A 17,196-nucleotide genomic window follows, 5' to 3' on the forward strand; every position below is an offset into this window, starting at 1 on the left:
ATGAATCGCGTGGCCACCGAATCGACGCGCATCGCTCCCGAGGAGCGGTTGGTCAACCTCGTCGTCGCGCTCTTGGCCACCGAGCAGGGGCTGACCAAGGACACGATCCTTTCCTCCGTGTCGGGCTACCGCGAGCAGGTCGAGGCGGGGGCGAGCAAGGACGCTCTCGAGAAGATGTTCGAGCGGGACAAGGAGAATCTCCGCGGGCTCGGCGTCCCGATCGAAACGATCGGGGACTACTCCGATCCGGATGATCTCCGAGAAGCGCGCTATCGCGTTCCCACGAGCGAGTACGAGCTCCCCGTGGACATCGACTTCACTCCGGCCGAGCTGGCCGTCCTCAATCTGGCCGGTGGGGTGTGGAGTGAGAGCTCCATGTCGGCGCAGGCGCGCAGCGGGCTGCGCAAGATCCGCGCTCTCGGCAACGATGTCGATGCGCCGATCATCGGCTACTCGCCGCGGATCAACCTCCGAGAGCCCGCCTTCGTTCCGCTGCAGCGTGCGATCGAGCAGGCGCGGGTCGTCGAGTTCGACTATGTCAAGGCGGGGGAGGACGCGGCGCGGCGACGTCGACTTCGCCCCCTGGCCCTGGTCGAGTACGAGGGACGGTGGCACGTCTTCGGATTCGATCTCGACCAGCAGGCCGAGCGCACCTTCCTCCTGTCGCGGGTGTCCTCGGACGTGCGGATCACCAAACGCGAGTTCGATCCCGCGCTGCGAGACGGCGCCGGAGACCGTGCGCTGCGGGGGCTGCGCGAGGTGGCCGATCGGCAGCAGGCGCTGCTGGAGGTCGACCCCGGCACCGAGGCGGCGCTTCGTCTGACGCGTCGAGGTGCGACCGCGGAGCAGGGGATCCGGGTGCCCTACGTCGATGCCGAGGTGTTCGCCGACGAACTCGCCTCGTACGGTCCCGAGGTGCGCGTGGTCGAGCCGGCCGATCTGCGCGCCAAAGTCATCCGTCGCCTCCAGCGCACTCTCGAGCTCCATGAGGGGAGTCCCGCGTGAACACGAAGCCGCTCTTGGCGACCGATCGCGCCGCACTCATCCTCCAGCTGGTCCCGTATCTGATCGGCAAGGGGGAGGTCTCGCTCGCTGAGGCGGCTGCCGAGTTCGAGGTGTCCGAGGCGCAGATGCGCGCCATGGTCGAGAAGCTCACCGTCATCGGGCTGCCGGGTGACAGCGGTTTCTGGCAGATGGCGAACGACCTGTTCGACATCGATTGGGATCTGCTGGACCAGCACGGCGTCATCTCCATCACCAACACGGTGGGCCTGGAGCGCACGCCGCGACTGACGGCGAGAGAAGCGGCAGCCCTGCTGGCCGGTCTCCAGCTGGCGGCCAGTCTTCCCGGCGTGGGGGATAGCGGCGTCGTCCAAGGTCTCCTCGCCAAGCTCGCGCGGGGTGCCTCCGGGGTGCCGGCCGAGGTGATCGTCGCGCCCGAAGCGGTCGACGACGTGCGTGTGACCGTCGCCGACGCCGTTCGAGCGGGGGTCGCCGTCACGTTCACCTACAAGGCTCCCGATTCGCCGGTCACGACCCGCACGGTGGACCCGGTCAAGGTTCACATCGCGTCCGGGCAGTGGTACCTGCAGGGCTGGTGTCATCTCCGTGAGGCGATGCGGACATTCCACCTGGACCGGGTGTCCGACGTGCGGCTGAGCGACATCCCCATCACTCACGGGGGCGAGCGCGTGCCGGAGCTGTTCGAACCGAGCGACACCGATGCCGTCGTCGACCTGCGCGTGCGCGCCGCGACATTGCCCCTGCTCGCCGAGTACCTCGACGCCTCTTCGGTGACGGGGGAGGGCGACATGCGCAGCGCCCAGATCCGGGTGGCGGACGAGCGCTCCCTCAAACGGGTGGCGACCCGTCACGGCGGTGACGTCGAGGTGCGCTCGCCCGACGAGGCGCGACGAGCGGTCGCCGCGTGGGCCGAGGCGGGGCTCGCGCAGTATCACTGAGGCCGCGCGGGCGCGGGTCGGTTACACTGGCCGTACCTCCATTCCGAACGGGAAGAGATCATCATGGGACCTCATGGGTGGCAGTGGCTGCTGATCCTCGCCGTCGTTCTGCTGTTGTTCGGCGCGGCCAAGCTGCCCGCCCTGGCAAAGAGCCTCGGTCAGTCCGCCCGCGTCTTCAAGGGTGAGATGAAGGCCATGAAGGACGACGACAAGCCGGCCGACACCGCGTCGACAGCGGCTCCGACGGTCGCGACGCCGCTCTCCGAGCCGGCCGCCTCCCGCGCCGATACGGGCGATTCGCCGCGCACGTCCTCCTGACGACGGAGCGTGGTGACCGAGCGGACGACCCGCCCCCGCGTCAAGAAGCCGCGTCCTGACCGACGCGAGAAGCGGATGTCCCTCGCGGGGCATCTCGTTGAGTTGCGCAACCGCCTGTTGATTGCGGCTGCGGCCATCGTCGTGGCGATGGTGATCGCGTACTTCCTCACCGACCCCTTCATGGAGTTCATCACGCGCCCCGTGCGCGAGATCGCGATCGCGCGCGGTGAGGAGGCGAAGATCGAGGTCATGTACACGACCGTGACCGGTGCCTTCGACCTGAAGCTGCGGATGTCGTTCGCCATCGGCATCCTGCTCGCGGCACCGGTGTGGTTGTGGCAGATCTGGGCCTACATCATGCCCGGGCTCAGCCGAAAAGAGATCCGCTACACCGTCGGATTCCTCCTCGCCGCGATCCCGCTGTTCTTCGCCGGGGCGCTCACGGGCCTCCTCGTGATGCCCAACATCGTGAAGCTCATGGCGGAGTTTCTCCCCGAGGGCACGTCGGCCTTCTACGAAGCACGCACCTACTACGATTTCGTGCTGAAGCTCATGCTCATCGTCGGGGTCGCCTACGTGCTCCCCGTCTTCCTCGTCGCGCTGAACTTCGCCGGGATCATCTCCGGCAAGGCGATTCTCAAGGCGTGGCGGGTGGCGGTCGTGATCGCCGTCGTCGTCGCCGCCATCGCGACCCCACCCGCTGACGTCGTCTCCACCTTCCTCTTGGCCGGGATCCTCGTGGTGCTCTTCTTCGCCGCGGCCGGCTTGTCGATGCTCTTCGATCGACGTCGCGCGAAGCGCACGGCCGCGGAGTTGGGTACGGCTGCGTGACCGACCCGGCCGAGAGGTTCGCGCGGGCGGAGGCCGCGCGCGCGCACCCGGTGACGACGTGGTTCGCCGATGCGCAACGGTTCGACCTCGATCCGTTCCAGATCGCCGGATGCCATGCGCTCGAAGAGGGGCGAAGCGTCCTGGTGGCGGCACCGACCGGGGCGGGCAAGACGATCGTCGGGGAGTTCGCGATTCACCTGGCGATGCGCGCGCCCGGCGACAAGGCCTTCTATACGACACCTATGAAGGCGCTGTCCAACCAGAAGTTCCGCGAGCTCCAAGAGGTGTACGGCGAGAGCGAAGTGGGACTGCTCACCGGTGACACCAACATCAACGGCAACGCCCGCATCGTCGTGATGACGACCGAGGTGCTCCGCAACATGCTCTATGCGGACTCCTCTGCGCTCCGGGGCTTGCGCTACGTCGTGATGGACGAGGTGCACTACCTCGCCGACCGCTTCCGCGGTGCGGTGTGGGAAGAGGTGATCATCCACCTTCCTCCCGAGGTGCGTCTGGTCTCCCTCTCGGCCACGGTCTCCAACGCCGAGGAGTTCGGAGACTGGCTCGACACCGTCCGTGGTGACACGGCGGTCATCGTCTCCGAGACCCGCCCGGTGCCGCTCGAGCAGCATGTGCTCGTCCGCGGCGACCTCCTGCCCCTGTTCGACGACCGCGCCGGAGTGGCCACGGCTCAGGTCAATCAGGAGCTCATGCGGATCCGCTCGTTCACCGGATCGCGCTTCGACAACAACCGGCGCGCGCAGCAGATGCGGTCGCAGCCGTCGTACGAGGCGACGCGCCGTCGACCGCAGCGCGGAGGGACCCGCCCGGTGCGTCCGTCGAACGTCCACCGCATCGAACGCCTGGACCGGCCGGACGTGGTCCAGTTGCTCGGGCGTGCCAACCTCCTCCCGGCGATCTTCTTCATCTTCAGCCGCGTTGGTTGCGACTCCGCCGTGCAGCAGGTGCGACGGTCGGGCGTGCGGCTCACCTCGCGGGAGGAACGTGACGAGATCCGGCAGATCGTCGACGAGCGCACCCGCACCCTCCACGACGAAGACCTGGCGGTCCTCGGGTTCTGGGAGTGGCGGGACAATCTGGAGCGCGGTGTCGCGGCCCACCACGCCGGCCTCCTCCCGGCGTTCAAGGAGATCGTCGAAGAGCTCTTCCAACGCAAGCTCGTCAAGGCCGTCTTCGCGACGGAGACGCTGGCGCTCGGCATCAACATGCCGGCCCGGACCGTCGTGCTGGAGAAGCTCGAGAAGTTCAACGGGGAAGCGCGGGTCGCCATCACAGCGGGCGAGTACACCCAGCTGACCGGTCGCGCCGGCCGCCGCGGGATCGACGTCGAAGGGCACGCGGTCATCCAGTGGACGGAGGGGCTCGACCCGCAGTCGGTCGCAGCCCTGGCTTCGAGGCGGACATATCCGCTCAACTCGAGCTTCCGCCCCACGTACAACATGGCCGTGAACCTCATCGATCAGTTCGGCAGGTCTCGCGCGCGCGAGATTCTGGAGTCGTCGTTCGCCCAGTTCCAGGCCGACCGGGCTGTGGTCGGACTCGCCCGGCAGGTCAAAGAGGCGGAGCAGTCCCTCGCGGGCTACGAGAAGGCGATGGCCTGCGACCGCGGCGACTTCGTGGAGTATGCGGATCTGCGCCGGCGTCTGAGTGAGGCAGAGAAGCTGAACCGCGCCGACCGCACGGCCTCCGCCAAGACGCGTCAGCACCGCCAGAATGAGATCCAGTCGCTGCGGCGGGCGCTCCAGCGTCATCCCTGCCACTCCTGCCCGGATCGTGAGAACCACGCGCGCTGGGGGGAACGCCATGCGAAGCTCTCGCGCCAGGTGGCGAAGCTGCGTCATCAGATCCAGACGCGGACGGGCACGGTGGCGAGGATCTTCGATCGCGTCGTCGACGTTCTGACGGCTCTCGATTATGTCGAGCGCGACCGCGCGGGCACCACGCGGCTGACCGCTGCGGGCGCGACCATGCGGCGGATCTACGGAGAGCGCGACCTCCTGGTGGCCGAGTCGCTGCGCCGGGGACTGTGGGACGAATTGGACGCCCCTTCGCTGGCGGCGCTGGCGTGTTGTCTGGTCTACGAACCACGACGTGACGATGCGAGCGATCCGAGGCTTCCCCGCGGCGCTTTCCGCACGGCGCTTCACCGCACTCAGGAGCTGTGGGCCGTACTCGACGACATCGAGCGCGAACACCATCTCCCCGGCTCGGAGGCTTTCTCGCCGGGGCTCGCGCAGGCCATGCACTCGTGGGCGCGGGGCATGGCGCTGGAACGGGTCCTGGAGGAGGCCGATCTCGCGGCGGGCGATTTCGTGCGCTGGGCCAAGCAGACGATCGATCTGCTCGATCAGCTTTCCCTCGTGGCGCAGCCGCCCGTGGCCACGACCGCGCGAGCCGCGCTGGACGGCGTGAGGCGGGGGATCGTCGCGTACTCGACGGTCTGAGCGCCGCCGGCTTCCATCCGCTCGCATAGGCTCGTCACGTGCGTTCCGATCCCCGACCCCTGCTGCCGTTATGGGCCGCGATCCTCGTCGCGATCGCGGGCGGAGCCATCCTCGACCTTGCTTTCCCCGACGTGGGCTGGTGGCCGCTGGCCTTCGTGGGAGTGGGAGCATCGCTTCTGACGCTGATCGGCCGCTCGGCGGGTGGAGCCTTCGTCGTCGGGTTCGCTTTCGCAGCGTCGTTCTACCTGATTCACATCGTATGGATCACCCGCTACCTGGGTGTCGTCCCTTGGTTCGCCCTGGCGGGGATCGAGACCTTGCTGAGCGCGATCGGAGCCATCGCGATCGCGTTGGCCTACCGTTGGCTGCCGCGCCTCCGTGGGGGTACCTGGGCCCGTCTGGTGCTGCTTCCCGCGTTGGTGGCGGGGCTGTGGACGGCCCGGGAACTATGGCTCGGTGCGTGGCCCTACACGGGATTCCCGTGGGGCAGGATCGGGATGAGTCAGGCGGAGAGTCCGCTGGCTCATGTCGCCTCCTGGACCGGCGTGACCGGGCTCACGTTCCTGATGGTCTTCGTCGTCGCGGCCGTCGGCGAGATCGTCCGGCTGCGTGCGTGGCGCGCGCCGGTCAGGATGACTCCCGCCGCACTCGTGCTCGCGGCGCTCGTGCTGGTTCCTCAGTTCCCCACCTTCGACGCGGGAACGATCCGCGTGGGTGCCGTGCAGGGGAACGGCCCGGCCGGCTACTTCGACACGCGTGAGCCCTACGCGGTGCTGCAATCACAGCTCGACGCGACGGCGCAGCTCTCGGGGCAGGATCTCGATGTCCTGTTGTGGCCGGAAGGGGGGATCGATGCTGACCCCACTCGGAATGCCTCGGTCGCACGAGTCCTGGATCGACTGTCCGGCGAGTTCGATGCGCCTCTCATCGTCAATGCAGCGACCGAGCGCGGCGATCAGACGTTCAACACGTCCATGCTGTGGCACGTCGGCGAGCACAACCCCGTCGCCATTCACGACAAGAGCCATCCGGTGCCGATGGGGGAGTACGTCCCCGACCGGTGGTTCTTCGAGATGCTCGCCCCCGACCTCATCGGCCTCATCCAGCGGGAGTACACTCCCGGCACCAACCCGCCGTTCTTCGATGTGGACGGCGTCGGGGTGGGCCTCGCAATCTGTTTCGATGTCATCTACGACGACGTCATCTGGAGCGGGGCGCGCGACGGCGCGGAGGTCTACATGTTCCAGACGAACAACGCCGACTTCCGCGACACCGACGAGAACCTGCAACAGCTGGCGTTCGCGCGGATGCGGGCGATCGAGACGGGGCGGGCCGTGGTCAATCTCTCGACCGTCGGCACGAGTCAGGTCATCGCCCCCGACGGGTCGACGGTCGAGTCGCTCGCCGCAGGCGTGCCGGGTGCCATGATCACCGACGTCCCGCTCCGGACCGGTCTGACTCCGGCGGTGATCATCGGACCCGCTGTCCAGGCGCTGCTGGGGTGGGGCATCGTGCTCGCGTTCGGCGTCACGGGCGTCTTCGCGATCCGCCGAGCCCGGTCCTCCGCACAAGGATGACGCCGGCTCCCAGGGAACCGGCGTCATCGATGGCGTGTGCGTTATGCGGAGAGGCGCGCCTTCTCTTCGCCACCGCGACGGGCGCGCAGCAGAGCGAGGCGCTCTTCGAGCAGTTCCTCGAGCTCTGGAATGGTCCGGCGCTCCATCAGCATGTCCCAGTGGGTCCGCGGCGTCTTGTCGCCGGAATGGTCCACCTCGACGACCGTGTCTCCCACACGGAGCACGGCCTCGGCGCCGCACGTGCGGCACTCCCAGACCTCCGGGGCTTCCGCGTCGGCGGCGAAGGTCATGACGGTCTCTCGTGCGCACTGCGTGCACACGTAGGTGAAGTTCGCGCGCTCATGGAAAACGACGCCATCCTCGCTCTGTAGGCTGGATGCGCCGATCCGCATGCCGCGCAGGCTGCGATCTGCCATTGTGTGGTCCTCTCGTCCTCGTCAGGTATAACGCCCTGACCTGTGCGCGTCATCCGAACGGGCGGCCTGGGCGGCGCTTTCACAGCCGATGCCCAGAATGCCCAGACGCCCTGGCGCGTCGGCCTTCCGAGCTGCCGCCGTGTGACGACTCAGGACCGCGAGCGGAGGACGGCCAACGCCCGATCCGCGCGGTCGGTGACGACACCGTCGACGCCGAGCTCGAGGAGCTCCGCCATGAGATCTTCGTCGTTGATCGTCCACACGTGGACCTCGACTCCGGCAGCGTGCACCGCATCGATGAAGCGTCGACGGACGATGGGCACGGGGCCTTGCCGGAGCGGCACTTGCACGGCGTCGACCCCGTCCAGGACTCGCCGGACGGCCCGGGACGAGCGCGTGGCGACGGCGGCGAGAGTCCGAGCAATGACGCTGCTTCCCGCGGAGGTCGCCGGCCGGCCGCCGAGGGCGCGCGCCGCATCGAGGGCCAGGCGTCGACGGCGGTCGGAGAAACTCGTCAGCAGCACTCTGTCGGAGTGACGTGCTACGTCGCGACCGACCTGCTCTGCAGCATCGGCGGCCTTGACGTCGAGGTTGAATCGGAGGGTCGGGAAGCCGTCGAGCGCCTGCGCGAGGGTCACGAGCCCACCCCGCGTGGACATCAGCTCTTCGAGCTCCCGCACCGTCACATCTCGCACGCTTCGCGGGTCGCCGGCGACCCGTTGGAGGTCGGCGTCGTGGAGGAGAACGACGACGTCGTCCGCCGTCAGGTGGCAGTCGGACTCGACGTACTCCGCGCCGACGGCGTGCGCCCCGGCCAGCGCGGCCAAGGAGTTCTCGACGACTCCTTCCGCGTCATCGGGAACGAATCCGCGGTGGGCCAGGATGCGCGGGCGGTCAGGAAGGAACCAGGGATGCGTCACGCGGCGGAGATCAGGCGGTGGGGGGAGTGCTGGATGCGGGCGGCGCCGGCGGTGTGCTCGATCCGCCGTCTGCACCGGCCGGCGCGGCGGGAGGGATCTTCGCGGCGAAGCCGGAACTGAGCCCCTTGAGCGCCTCGGTGAACTCGCTCGGGATGATCCAGAGCTTGCTCGATGCGCTGTCGCTGATCTTCGGGAGCGTCTGCAGATACTGGTAAGCCAGGAGCTTGTCGTCGGGCTGGCCGGCGTGGATCGCGTGGAAGACGGAGGTGATCGCGGCCGCTTCGCCTTCCGCGCGGAGGATGGCGGCCTGCTTGTCGCCTTCCGCGCGGAGGATCTCGGCCTGTCGGCGACCCTCAGCCTCGAGGATCTGCGATTGCTTCGAGCCTTCGGCCGTCAGGATTGCAGCGCGGCGGTCACGCTCCGCGCGCATCTGCTTCTCCATCGAATCCTGGATCGAGTGGGGCGGATCGATCGCCTTGAGCTCCACCCGCGAGACGCGGATACCCCACTTGCCGGTGGCTTCGTCGAGCACGACGCGCAACTGGCCGTTGATCTCATCACGACTCGTGAGCGCCTCTTCCAGGTTCAGCCCGCCGACGACGTTTCGGAGGGTCGTCGTGGTCAGCTGCTCCACCGCTCCCAAATAGTTGGCGATCTCGTAGGTGGCGGCGCGCGCGTCGGTGACCTGGAAGTAGACCACCGTATCGATGGAGACCACGAGGTTGTCCTCGGTGATCACGGGCTGCGGCGGGAACGAGACGACCTGCTCCCGCATGTCGACGAGGGGTCGAAGCCGGTCGATGAACGGCACGAGCAGGTTCAGACCGGGGGAGAGGGTTCGCTGGTAGCGGCCCAGGCGCTCGACGACGCCGGCGTAGGCCTGCGGGATGATTCGGATCGACCGGAAGACGACGACGATCACGAAGATCGCGACGACGACCAGGAGGACGATGATGAAGATCTGTCCGATGAATGCGCCGAGGTCGATGGGCATCAGTCCGCGCTCCTCTCTCCGGGGGTGGGGTCTGGGGGCAGGGATGGGGTCTCTGTGGGAGCGACCTCGACCGTGGCGCCGCGCACCGCAGTGACGACGACGCGGGAGCCAACGTCCAGTCCGGGGTCGGGTCCGACCAGCCGTGCGGTCCAGGTCTCGCCGTTGTCGAGCTTGACCGATCCGGCGGAGTCGGTGAAGGGGGCAAGGACACGTGCGCCGAGACCGTAGAGGGCATCGACGTTGGTGGGTTGCGGCTGACTGCTCCGATGGAGGGCGCGCAAGAGCAGGGGGCGGATCGTGAAGAGGAGGAGCGCGGCGATGGCGGCCGCGGCCAGCACCTGTGCCCACCACGCGCCGCCGAGGAGGTTGACGCCGAGTCCGCCGATGAGCGTGCCTCCGGCCAGCATCAGGAACGTGAACTCCAACGTCAGCAGTTCGATGATGACGAAGAGCAACGCGAGCACCAGCCAGACGATCCAGAGATACTGGGTGAGGTCAGGCAACACCGTTGCCTCCTTCCGCGAGTGCTCTCTCGAACCCTAACACCCCGGTGCGACGCGGGGAGGGGGAAGGGGCGGTTGATAGGCTGAACGCCATGTCTCAGCCCATTCCTGCCGGCGCCCTCGCCGGTCGCACCGCGCTCGTGACCGGCTCCTCTCGGGGAATCGGGGCCGACACGGTGCGGTACTTCGCCCAGGCCGGCGCAAACGTCGTGATCAACTTCCGCAACAAAGCGCCTCGCGCGGAGAAGCTGGCGGCGGAGTTGCGCGAACTCGGCGTCGAGGTGCTCGTCGTCGGTGCAGATCTTACCGACTCCGCCTCCGTTGCCGAGATGTTCGCCGCCGTCAAGGATCGGTTCGGCTCGCTCGACATCCTGGTGCTCAACGCCTCGGGTGGTATGGAAGGCGGCATGGCCGAGGACTATGCCATGACCCTCAACCGGGATGCGCAGCTCGGTGTCCTGGACGCCGCCCTTCCCCTGCTCGACGACGGCTCCCGCGTGGTTTTCGTGACCAGTCACCAGGCCCACTTCATCCGCACCACCCCGACCATGCCGGAGTATGAGGTCGTCGCACTGTCCAAGCGCGCCGGTGAAGACGCCCTCCGTGAGCGCATCCCCGGTCTTGCGGAACGGGGCATCGGGTTCGTCGTCGTCTCCGGCGACATGATCGAGGGAACGATCACCGCGACGCTCCTCGAGCGCGCCAATCCGGGAGCGATCGAATCGCGCCGGGAATCGGCAGGCAAGCTCTACAACGTCTCGGAGTTCGCCGAGCAGGTCGCTCTGGCAGCCGTCGAACCCATTCCTGCCGACAACACCCGCCTGATCGGCGATGTGAGCTCGTTCGGGGGTCAGTGACCCTATCCGCACATGCGATGCGGCGGCCCGTTGGGAGATGTTCCTCCGGGCCGCCGCATCGTAGGAGGACTACTTTCCGAACGTGAAGGCGCGTACGAGGTTGAGCACGCCCATCGCGATGAGCATGATCCCCAGAAGCCACCAGAGCACGACGGCTGCCCAGAGGGGCGACAGCAGGAGGTAGGCGCCGGCGATCACGCTGACGATGGCGAAGAGGATCGTCCAGGCCTTGGACTTCGCGTCGCCCAACGTCGAGAGCGAGACGACGCCCTCCACGATCCAGGCGATCCCGATGAACACCGAGACGAAGACGGCAAGCCACACGGTCGTGGCGGCGAGGTTCGCGAAGGCGATGATGCCCGACGCGACGAAGAGCAGGCCCAGGACGATGTGTCCGACGCGCACCCACCCGCCCTTGGTCTTGCTGAAGATCCCGAGGCCGGCGTACACCAGCCCGGTCGCGATGACGTAGATGGCGAGGATCCCGGTGACCACGGCGGCAGTCTGACCCGGCCAGACCAGGATCAGGATCCCGGCGATCAGGGTGAGGATGCCGGCAAGGCCCAGCGTGACGCGGATGCCGGTCACGGCGTCCTTCTCGAAAGAGGTTGCGGTAGACATGACGGTGCCTTTCTGGGAAATCCCTGTGAGGGAACGCTCCCAGCGTAGTCCTCGGGCCGTGCCGGGGGGAGTGGGTGCGTCAGAACGTGACGACTGATCGCCTACAGCAGCCAGGTGATCAGCAGCAGCACGGGAACGCATCCGAGGGTCGTCACGAAGACGGTGTCGCGGGCGATCGGCTCGCCGATATCGAAGCGTTGCGCGTAGTTGAAGACGTTCTGCGCGGTGGGAAGCGCGGCCAAGACGGTCACGATGAGCACGTCGGCGGGGGAGAGGTGGAGCAGATGCGCGGCGACCGCCCAGGCGACGATCGGCATCACCGCGAGCTTGAGGACGCTCGCGACGAGTACGTCGCGACGGCGACCGGGCACGCCGAGGACCCGCTGCCCGTGCAGCGAGATGCCGTAGGAGATCAACAGCACGGGCACGCATGCGTTCGCGATCAGCAGCAACGGCTCGATCGCGACCGGAGGAAGTGCGATCCCCGACACCGACACGAGCATGCCGAGCACGGACCCGACCACGATCGGGTTCGTGGCGGTTCGGCGAAGGATCGCTCCCGGCCGTCGCTGCCCCGTGGAGACGGCTTCGAAGATCGCCATGCTGATCGGAGTGAAGATCACGAGCTGCATGAGGATGACGGGCGCGGGGTACGCCGCGCTGCCCAGCAGATAGAGCGAGAGCGGGATGCCGATGTTGTTCGAGTTCACCTGACCCGACGACAGGGCGCCGATGAGCGTCTCACCGACGCTGCGCCGCCACCAGAGGCGTGCGACGAGCACATAGATCGCGAACACCGACACCGCCGCGATCGCCGATACCGGCAGGAGCGCGGAGAAGAGGGTGTGCACGTCGGCGCGTGCGAGGACGACGAACAAGAGGAAGGGCGACAGGACGAAGAAGGTGAGTCTTCCCAGCACGTGACGCGCGTGGGGCCCGAGGAGATCGATCCGTCCGAGCAGCCAGCCGAGAGCGATGGCGAGACCCACGACGACGAAGCCGGTCAGTGCGTCCCACATGGTTCGAGCCTAGGGCCAGCGGCGAGTCGCTTCGCGCGCGGCCGAAGGAGCAGACTGTGCTTATGGACCTGACCGCCGTCTTCCCGCCGTTCGGGCTACGCGTAGAGGCGGGGCCGGTGATCCTCAGGCCCATCACCGACGATGTGCTTCCCGCGCTCATCGACCTCGCCGTCCGTGGAATCCACGATCCCGACGTCATGCCCTTTCACTATCCCTGGACCGATGCCCCCGTCGACGAGCTTCCTCACCAACTCGCGCAGTATCACTGGGGTACGCGAGCCCGGTGGTCGCCCTCGGCGTGGTCGCTCGAGTTCGCCGTGGAGTACGAGGGCACTGTGGTCGGGACACAGGGATTCTCCACGCAGCAGTACCTCACGACCCGGACGGGCGAGACGGGATCGTGGCTCGGACGTGAACACCACGGGCGCGGCGTGGGAACCAGGATGCGTCAGGCGATCTGCGCCTTCGTCTTCGACCATCTCGATGCGGTCGAGGTGACATCCGGAGCGTTCGTCGACAACGCCGCGTCGCTCGCGGTGAGCCGCAAGGTCGGTTACCGCGACGATGGACGTCAGCGTCTCGCGCGACGTGGTGAGGCCGCGGTGTCGCGACGTCTCGTGCTGACCCCAGGCGATTTCGTCCGCGGCGAGCCGATCCGGGTGAGCGGCGCCAAGGAGTTCCGTCGCTTCATCGGTCTCGACGCTGCGCGTGATGACAACGAGCCTAATAGCCGATAATGCACATTATGTCAGTTTGTTGGGCTGACCGGCTGACGGGCTGACCGGCGCGCTCCCCGAGACCTGTTCGGTAGTGTCGAGGAGTGACCTCCCGCGCCATCTACGTGGAGATCGAGATCTCCGCTCCGGTCGAAGAGGTGTGGAGACGGACGCAGGACGCGGCGCAGCATTCGCGCTGGGACATTCGTTTCTCGCGCATCACCCCGGCGGAGCCAGATGCGTCCGGTGTGCAGTCGTTCTCGTATGCGCGACGGGTTCCCTTCCACACGATCGAGGGTGTCGGCGTGAGCATCGGTGAGAGATCCCGCCCCGACGGCAGTCGGACCTCGGCGCTCAAGTTCTTCACGGGTGACCGGATCTCCCCGATCCGTGCGGGGCGCGGATACTGGCGCTATGTGCCGTCGGGTGACGACCGCACACGTTTCATCACAGGCTATGACTACACGCCCGGGTGGGGGCGCTGGGCCGATGTCGTGGCTCGACCCGTCTTGGCCTGGGCCACGGCGTGGAGCTTCGATCGGCTGAGGATCTGGATCGAGCGCGGAGAGGAACCGGAGGCCTGGCCCCTGCACAGCGCGCTGTGGTTCTGGAACCGGCGGCGTCCGCGCGCGGCACGGTGCCGCCGTTCCCCCGAAGGCGGCTCCCGGCGCGGCGATCATCTGAGTGACGCGCCGGCGACGCTATCCTCCCTCCACTCCCCTGAGACGGCGCGATGACGTCGATCTTCGAACGCGTGATGGGCGAGGACTTCACCCGGCTCCACCCCCAGCTCCAGCGACGCTTCGGCGTCGGTCTCGATCGCGGCGAGGCCTGCATCGGACGTGGCATCATGACGCAGATTCGGCGAGGACCGTGGTGGACGGTGCCGTTCCTCCAGATCGGGCGACTCCGCAACATCCTGATCCCGGACACGGGCACCGACGTCCCTTTCGTCATCGAGAACTATCCCTATCTCGATCCGTACGGCCGGGAGACCGTGACCTTCGTCCGCGAGTACGCGATCGGCGCGCGGCGGCGGCGGTTCGACGCCACGATGGTCCACGACGCGGGCCGCATCGTCGATTATCTGGGAACTCATCAGCACCTCGCCGTGGATCTGGATCTCGCGGTCGACGAGGACGGCGCGCTCGTGTTGACCTCGCACGCGCAACGCTTCTACGAAGGGCCGGTCGCCTTCGCCTTCCCGCTCCTCTTCAGCGGCCGCGCGCGCTTGCGCGAGTGGTTCGATGACACCGAGGAACGATTCCACGTGGACCTGGAGGTGCACAACGAGCGCTTCGGCTTCCTCTTCGGCTACCGCGGGTCGTTCACCTGCGAGTGGACGCCCGCATCGCACATTCCCGCGCGCCTGCTCCCCCGCCGTCACGAGCGACGCACCTAGGGCGTCGCGAACGACCGCTCGCCGCGGGGTGGGTAACGTGGACTCGTGACCGCTTCGCCCGCTCCCCGCGTCGCCGGAGCGCGGGCCTGGCTCATCTGGACCGTCGGCGTGGCGGCGTACGTCCTCGCGATCACCAACCGAACCTCGCTCGCGGCGGTCGGTGTGGACGCCGCCGAGCGCTTCCAGGCCGATGCGGCGACGCTGTCGTTGTTCGCCGTGGTCCAGCTTGCGATGTACGGCGGCATGCAGATCCCCGTCGGGGTTCTGCTGGATCGCTACGGCGCACGTCCGATCATGACGGCGGGGATGATCCTCATGGCCGCCGGGCAGCTGACGATGGCCCTCTCCCCCAGTGTCGGCGTCGCCATCCTCGCCCGGGTTCTGCTCGGCGCCGGCGATGCCGCGGTGTTCCCGGGCGTTCTGCGGCTCATCGCCCTCTGGTTCCCGGCACAGCGCGCGCCGCTCATGGTGCAGCTGACCGGCATCGTCGGTCAGGGCGGGCAGCTCCTGGCTCTCGTTCCCTTGGCGGCCTTCCTCCACGCCACGTCCTGGAGCATCGCGTTCGGCAGCATCGCAGGTCTCGGGGTGCTCTTCGCCGTCCTCGTCTTCGCCCTCATCCGCAATCGACCTGCGGCCCTCGCCGCCGACGTCAGCGTCAACACCGACACCGGGGCGATCCGCGTGGTGACCTCGTCGGTGGACACCGGCGTGGGAATCCGCGCCGCGTGGGCGCATCCCGGCACCCGGTTGGCGTTCTGGTCGCACTTCACGACGCCGTTCGCCGGCTCCGCCTTCATCCTCCTCTGGGGGATGCCGTTCCTCACGGCGGGAGAGGGACTCTCGCGCACGGCCGCCGGAGCGGTGATCTCCACGTATGTGATCGTCGGCATGGCGCTGGGGCCGGTCATGGGTGAGCTCTCCCGCCGCGTTCCCCACCTGCGCTCGCGTGTCCTCGTGCTGCCCGCCATCGCCGTGCAGCTCATCGCGTGGGTAGCGGTGATCGTGTGGCCGGGTGCTGCGCCGCACTGGCTTCTGTACGGGCTCGCGATCGCGCTGGCGATGGGCGGTCCGGCCTCGATGATCGCCTTCGATCACGCCCGCACCCACAACCCCGCTCACCGCCTCAGCACGGCAACGGGCCTCACGAACGCCGGAGGGTTTCTGGCAGCGCTGATCGCGGTCTTCGCGATCGGGATGGCTCTGGACCTCCAGGGGGCGGGCACCCCGGCGACCTACTCGATGGATGCGTTCCGTCTCGCCTTCCTGACGCAGATCCCGTTGTGGGTCATCGGAGCGGTCTTCATCGTCATCGAGCGATCCCGGACCCGCGCGCACATCGGATGGACCAAGCCGCCGCGGAGACGCTGACGAAGGAGAGGGCGACCGCGCCGTGGCGGTCGCCCTCTCCTCTCCCCCACCGTCAGACGGCGGTGGAGTCTCCTGACGTGCTGGTCTCGGTGCGAGTCACGCGTTCCCCGACCGCCGGATCGACGGTACGGGTTACGGACTCGGTGGAACGACGGCGCGCCAGCAGGATGATGCCGATCACGAAGATGACCGCTCCCGCGCCCATCAGGATGTAGCCGATCATGTCGAGGTCGACGTACTGCACGTCCACGTCGACGGCGAACACGAGGATCGCTCCGATCACGAACAGGGCGATTCCGGCACCGATGCTCATAACGCACTCCAATCACGAAGGTGGTGGGACCATCGTGAGGGCGTCAAATGCGTGATGTCTGCTCCCTTGACAGCGCCGCGACGCCTGTGGTTAGCCCGGGGGGATCTCGATCCACTCCGGGTACTTCGGTTCGCGGCCGTCTCCCGACGACGTGCCCGTCAGGCGTCGCCGCATCCAGGGTCCGAGGTGCTCACGGAAGTACTCGCTACGCCGCAGCCGTGCCGCCTCGGGCGACTCTGGCAGAGCCCACCAGTTCTCCGGCGGCCGCTCGCCGACCGCCTCCAGCACACGTGCCGCGACGCGGTGGTGACCGCGGGCGTTCATGTGCAGGCGGTCCTCCGACCAGTACGACGGACGCGACAGCTCGCTGTCGGGCCAGTTGAGGGCGCGGATCACGTCGTCACGGCGGGCGACGCGATCGAGCACCGCCATCGACATCAGGTCGCCCCGACGCTGGATCACCCGTCCGAGGGGCAGTCCGGCGGCGGGGTTCGCACCCGAGAGCAGGATAAGGGTGACCCCCTCTTCATCGCAGCGTCGCAGGACGTGGCTGAAGGCATCGGCGATGTGCGCGATCGAGGTGCGGGGCCGCAGCATGTCATTGCCGCCGCCGTTGAACGAGAGGTGCGTGGGTCCCAGTGCCAGAGCCCGCTCCAACTGCTCGCGGACGATCGGCCACACGAGCTTCCCGCGAATCGCGAGATTGGCGTACGCGATCGACTCCCCGCGTGAGGCCGCCCAGCCCTGCGCGGCGAGGTCCGCCCATCCACGGACGTAGCCTTCGGGATGGTCCGCGTCGCCGGGGAGCTCGTCTCCGACGCCCTCGGTGAAAGAGTCGCCGATGGCGACGAACCGAACCGAGGACATGACGGCCAGCCTACGCGCTGCGTCTCCCCTCGGTGGTCGCGGGCAGCT

Annotated in this window: 19 protein-coding genes; 11 read left to right on the plus strand and 8 right to left on the minus strand. The window is 67.9% G+C overall.

All coding sequences use genetic code 11. From position 1 onward, the window contains the following. The first annotated feature begins 9 nt into the window (after positions 1 to 9). The 6 genes from AVP41_RS01570 to lnt all read left to right on the plus strand — a co-directional run bounded on the left by AVP41_RS01570 (position 10) and on the right by lnt (position 7,152). Positions 10 to 1,005, plus strand: a complete 996-nt coding sequence (locus AVP41_RS01570; protein ID WP_197464236.1) for a helix-turn-helix transcriptional regulator — start codon at positions 10 to 12, stop codon at positions 1,003 to 1,005. Continuing rightward, entirely contained in the window at positions 1,002 to 1,961 is a 960-nt protein-coding gene (locus AVP41_RS01575) for a helix-turn-helix transcriptional regulator (protein ID WP_067159801.1), read from the plus strand. The genes AVP41_RS01570 and AVP41_RS01575 overlap by 4 nt, the downstream gene beginning before the upstream one ends. Before the next feature lie 63 nt (positions 1,962 to 2,024). Next, positions 2,025 to 2,279: a Sec-independent protein translocase subunit TatA gene (gene tatA / locus AVP41_RS01580; RefSeq protein ID WP_067159804.1), complete on the plus strand. Its 255-nt coding sequence runs from the start codon at positions 2,025 to 2,027 to the stop codon at positions 2,277 to 2,279. A 75-nt stretch (positions 2,280 to 2,354) separates the two neighbouring features. Continuing rightward, positions 2,355 to 3,110, plus strand: coding sequence for a twin-arginine translocase subunit TatC (gene tatC, locus AVP41_RS01585; RefSeq protein ID WP_067162685.1), 756 nt, complete (start codon positions 2,355 to 2,357; stop codon positions 3,108 to 3,110). Beyond that, a complete protein-coding gene (locus tag AVP41_RS01590) occupies positions 3,107 to 5,575 on the plus strand; it encodes a DEAD/DEAH box helicase (RefSeq protein ID WP_067159807.1) in 2,469 nt (822 codons plus the stop codon). Before tatC ends, AVP41_RS01590 begins: the two co-directional genes overlap by 4 nt. A gap of 38 nt (positions 5,576 to 5,613) precedes the next feature. Beyond that, complete coding sequence (gene lnt / locus AVP41_RS01595; protein WP_067159811.1) at positions 5,614 to 7,152, plus strand: apolipoprotein N-acyltransferase; 1,539 nt, start codon at positions 5,614 to 5,616, stop codon at positions 7,150 to 7,152. A gap of 41 nt (positions 7,153 to 7,193) precedes the next feature. On the opposite strand, the gene AVP41_RS01600 is transcribed toward lnt, so the two are convergent. The 4 genes from AVP41_RS01600 to AVP41_RS01615 form a co-directional block, all read right to left on the minus strand. Beyond that, on the minus strand, positions 7,194 to 7,568 hold the full coding sequence (locus AVP41_RS01600) for an RNA polymerase-binding protein RbpA (RefSeq protein ID WP_067159814.1): 375 nt from the start codon (positions 7,566 to 7,568) through the stop codon (positions 7,194 to 7,196). Positions 7,569 to 7,717: 149 nt separating this feature from the next. Next, positions 7,718 to 8,488, minus strand: a complete 771-nt coding sequence (locus AVP41_RS01605; protein WP_067159817.1) for a glycerophosphodiester phosphodiesterase family protein — start codon at positions 8,486 to 8,488, stop codon at positions 7,718 to 7,720. A 10-nt stretch (positions 8,489 to 8,498) separates the two neighbouring features. After that, complete coding sequence (locus AVP41_RS01610; RefSeq protein WP_067159821.1) at positions 8,499 to 9,482, minus strand: SPFH domain-containing protein; 984 nt, start codon at positions 9,480 to 9,482, stop codon at positions 8,499 to 8,501. Then, the gene (locus tag AVP41_RS01615) at positions 9,482 to 9,988 is read right to left on the minus strand and encodes an NfeD family protein (RefSeq protein WP_067159824.1); all 507 of its coding nucleotides are present in this window, start codon (positions 9,986 to 9,988) and stop codon (positions 9,482 to 9,484) included. The genes AVP41_RS01610 and AVP41_RS01615 overlap by 1 nt, the downstream gene beginning before the upstream one ends. A gap of 89 nt (positions 9,989 to 10,077) precedes the next feature. Here AVP41_RS01615 and AVP41_RS01620 point away from each other — a divergent pair, with 89 nt between their 5' ends. Next, the gene (locus AVP41_RS01620) at positions 10,078 to 10,842 is read left to right on the plus strand and encodes an SDR family oxidoreductase (protein WP_067159827.1); all 765 of its coding nucleotides are present in this window, start codon (positions 10,078 to 10,080) and stop codon (positions 10,840 to 10,842) included. A gap of 69 nt (positions 10,843 to 10,911) precedes the next feature. Here the strand turns inward: AVP41_RS01620 and AVP41_RS01625 are convergent, their stop codons facing one another. Together AVP41_RS01625 and AVP41_RS01630 are read right to left on the minus strand one after the other, a co-directional pair. Further along, positions 10,912 to 11,463: an HdeD family acid-resistance protein gene (locus AVP41_RS01625; RefSeq protein ID WP_067159830.1), complete on the minus strand. Its 552-nt coding sequence runs from the start codon at positions 11,461 to 11,463 to the stop codon at positions 10,912 to 10,914. 101 nt (positions 11,464 to 11,564) lie between these two features. Further along, positions 11,565 to 12,482 (minus strand): AEC family transporter, encoded by a 918-nt coding sequence (locus tag AVP41_RS01630; RefSeq protein ID WP_067159835.1) that lies wholly within the window; start codon positions 12,480 to 12,482, stop codon positions 11,565 to 11,567. A gap of 62 nt (positions 12,483 to 12,544) precedes the next feature. Between AVP41_RS01630 and AVP41_RS01635 the strand changes: the two genes are divergently transcribed. From AVP41_RS01635 to AVP41_RS01650, 4 genes are all read left to right on the plus strand, one after another. Continuing rightward, positions 12,545 to 13,219 carry a GNAT family N-acetyltransferase gene (locus tag AVP41_RS01635; RefSeq protein WP_067159838.1) on the plus strand — a complete coding sequence of 225 codons (675 nt, stop codon included), beginning with the start codon at positions 12,545 to 12,547 and terminating at the stop codon, positions 13,217 to 13,219. 83 nt (positions 13,220 to 13,302) lie between these two features. After that, complete coding sequence (locus tag AVP41_RS01640; protein ID WP_157532365.1) at positions 13,303 to 13,935, plus strand: SRPBCC family protein; 633 nt, start codon at positions 13,303 to 13,305, stop codon at positions 13,933 to 13,935. After that, complete coding sequence (locus AVP41_RS01645; protein WP_067159841.1) at positions 13,932 to 14,600, plus strand: DUF4166 domain-containing protein; 669 nt, start codon at positions 13,932 to 13,934, stop codon at positions 14,598 to 14,600. The genes AVP41_RS01640 and AVP41_RS01645 overlap by 4 nt, the downstream gene beginning before the upstream one ends. A gap of 45 nt (positions 14,601 to 14,645) precedes the next feature. Further along, entirely contained in the window at positions 14,646 to 15,968 is a 1,323-nt protein-coding gene (locus tag AVP41_RS01650) for an MFS transporter (RefSeq protein WP_067159844.1), read from the plus strand. A 52-nt stretch (positions 15,969 to 16,020) separates the two neighbouring features. Here the strand turns inward: AVP41_RS01650 and AVP41_RS01655 are convergent, their stop codons facing one another. After that, on the minus strand, positions 16,021 to 16,281 hold the full coding sequence (locus tag AVP41_RS01655; protein WP_067159847.1) for a DUF6458 family protein: 261 nt from the start codon (positions 16,279 to 16,281) through the stop codon (positions 16,021 to 16,023). Positions 16,282 to 16,371: 90 nt separating this feature from the next. Continuing rightward, positions 16,372 to 17,148, minus strand: a complete 777-nt coding sequence (locus AVP41_RS01660) for an SGNH/GDSL hydrolase family protein (RefSeq protein WP_067159850.1) — start codon at positions 17,146 to 17,148, stop codon at positions 16,372 to 16,374. Between the last annotated feature and the right edge of the window lie 48 nt (positions 17,149 to 17,196).

It is taken from the genome of Microbacterium sp. TNHR37B (genome assembly GCF_001620065.1).
Classification (GTDB): Bacteria; Actinomycetota; Actinomycetes; order Actinomycetales; family Microbacteriaceae; genus Microbacterium.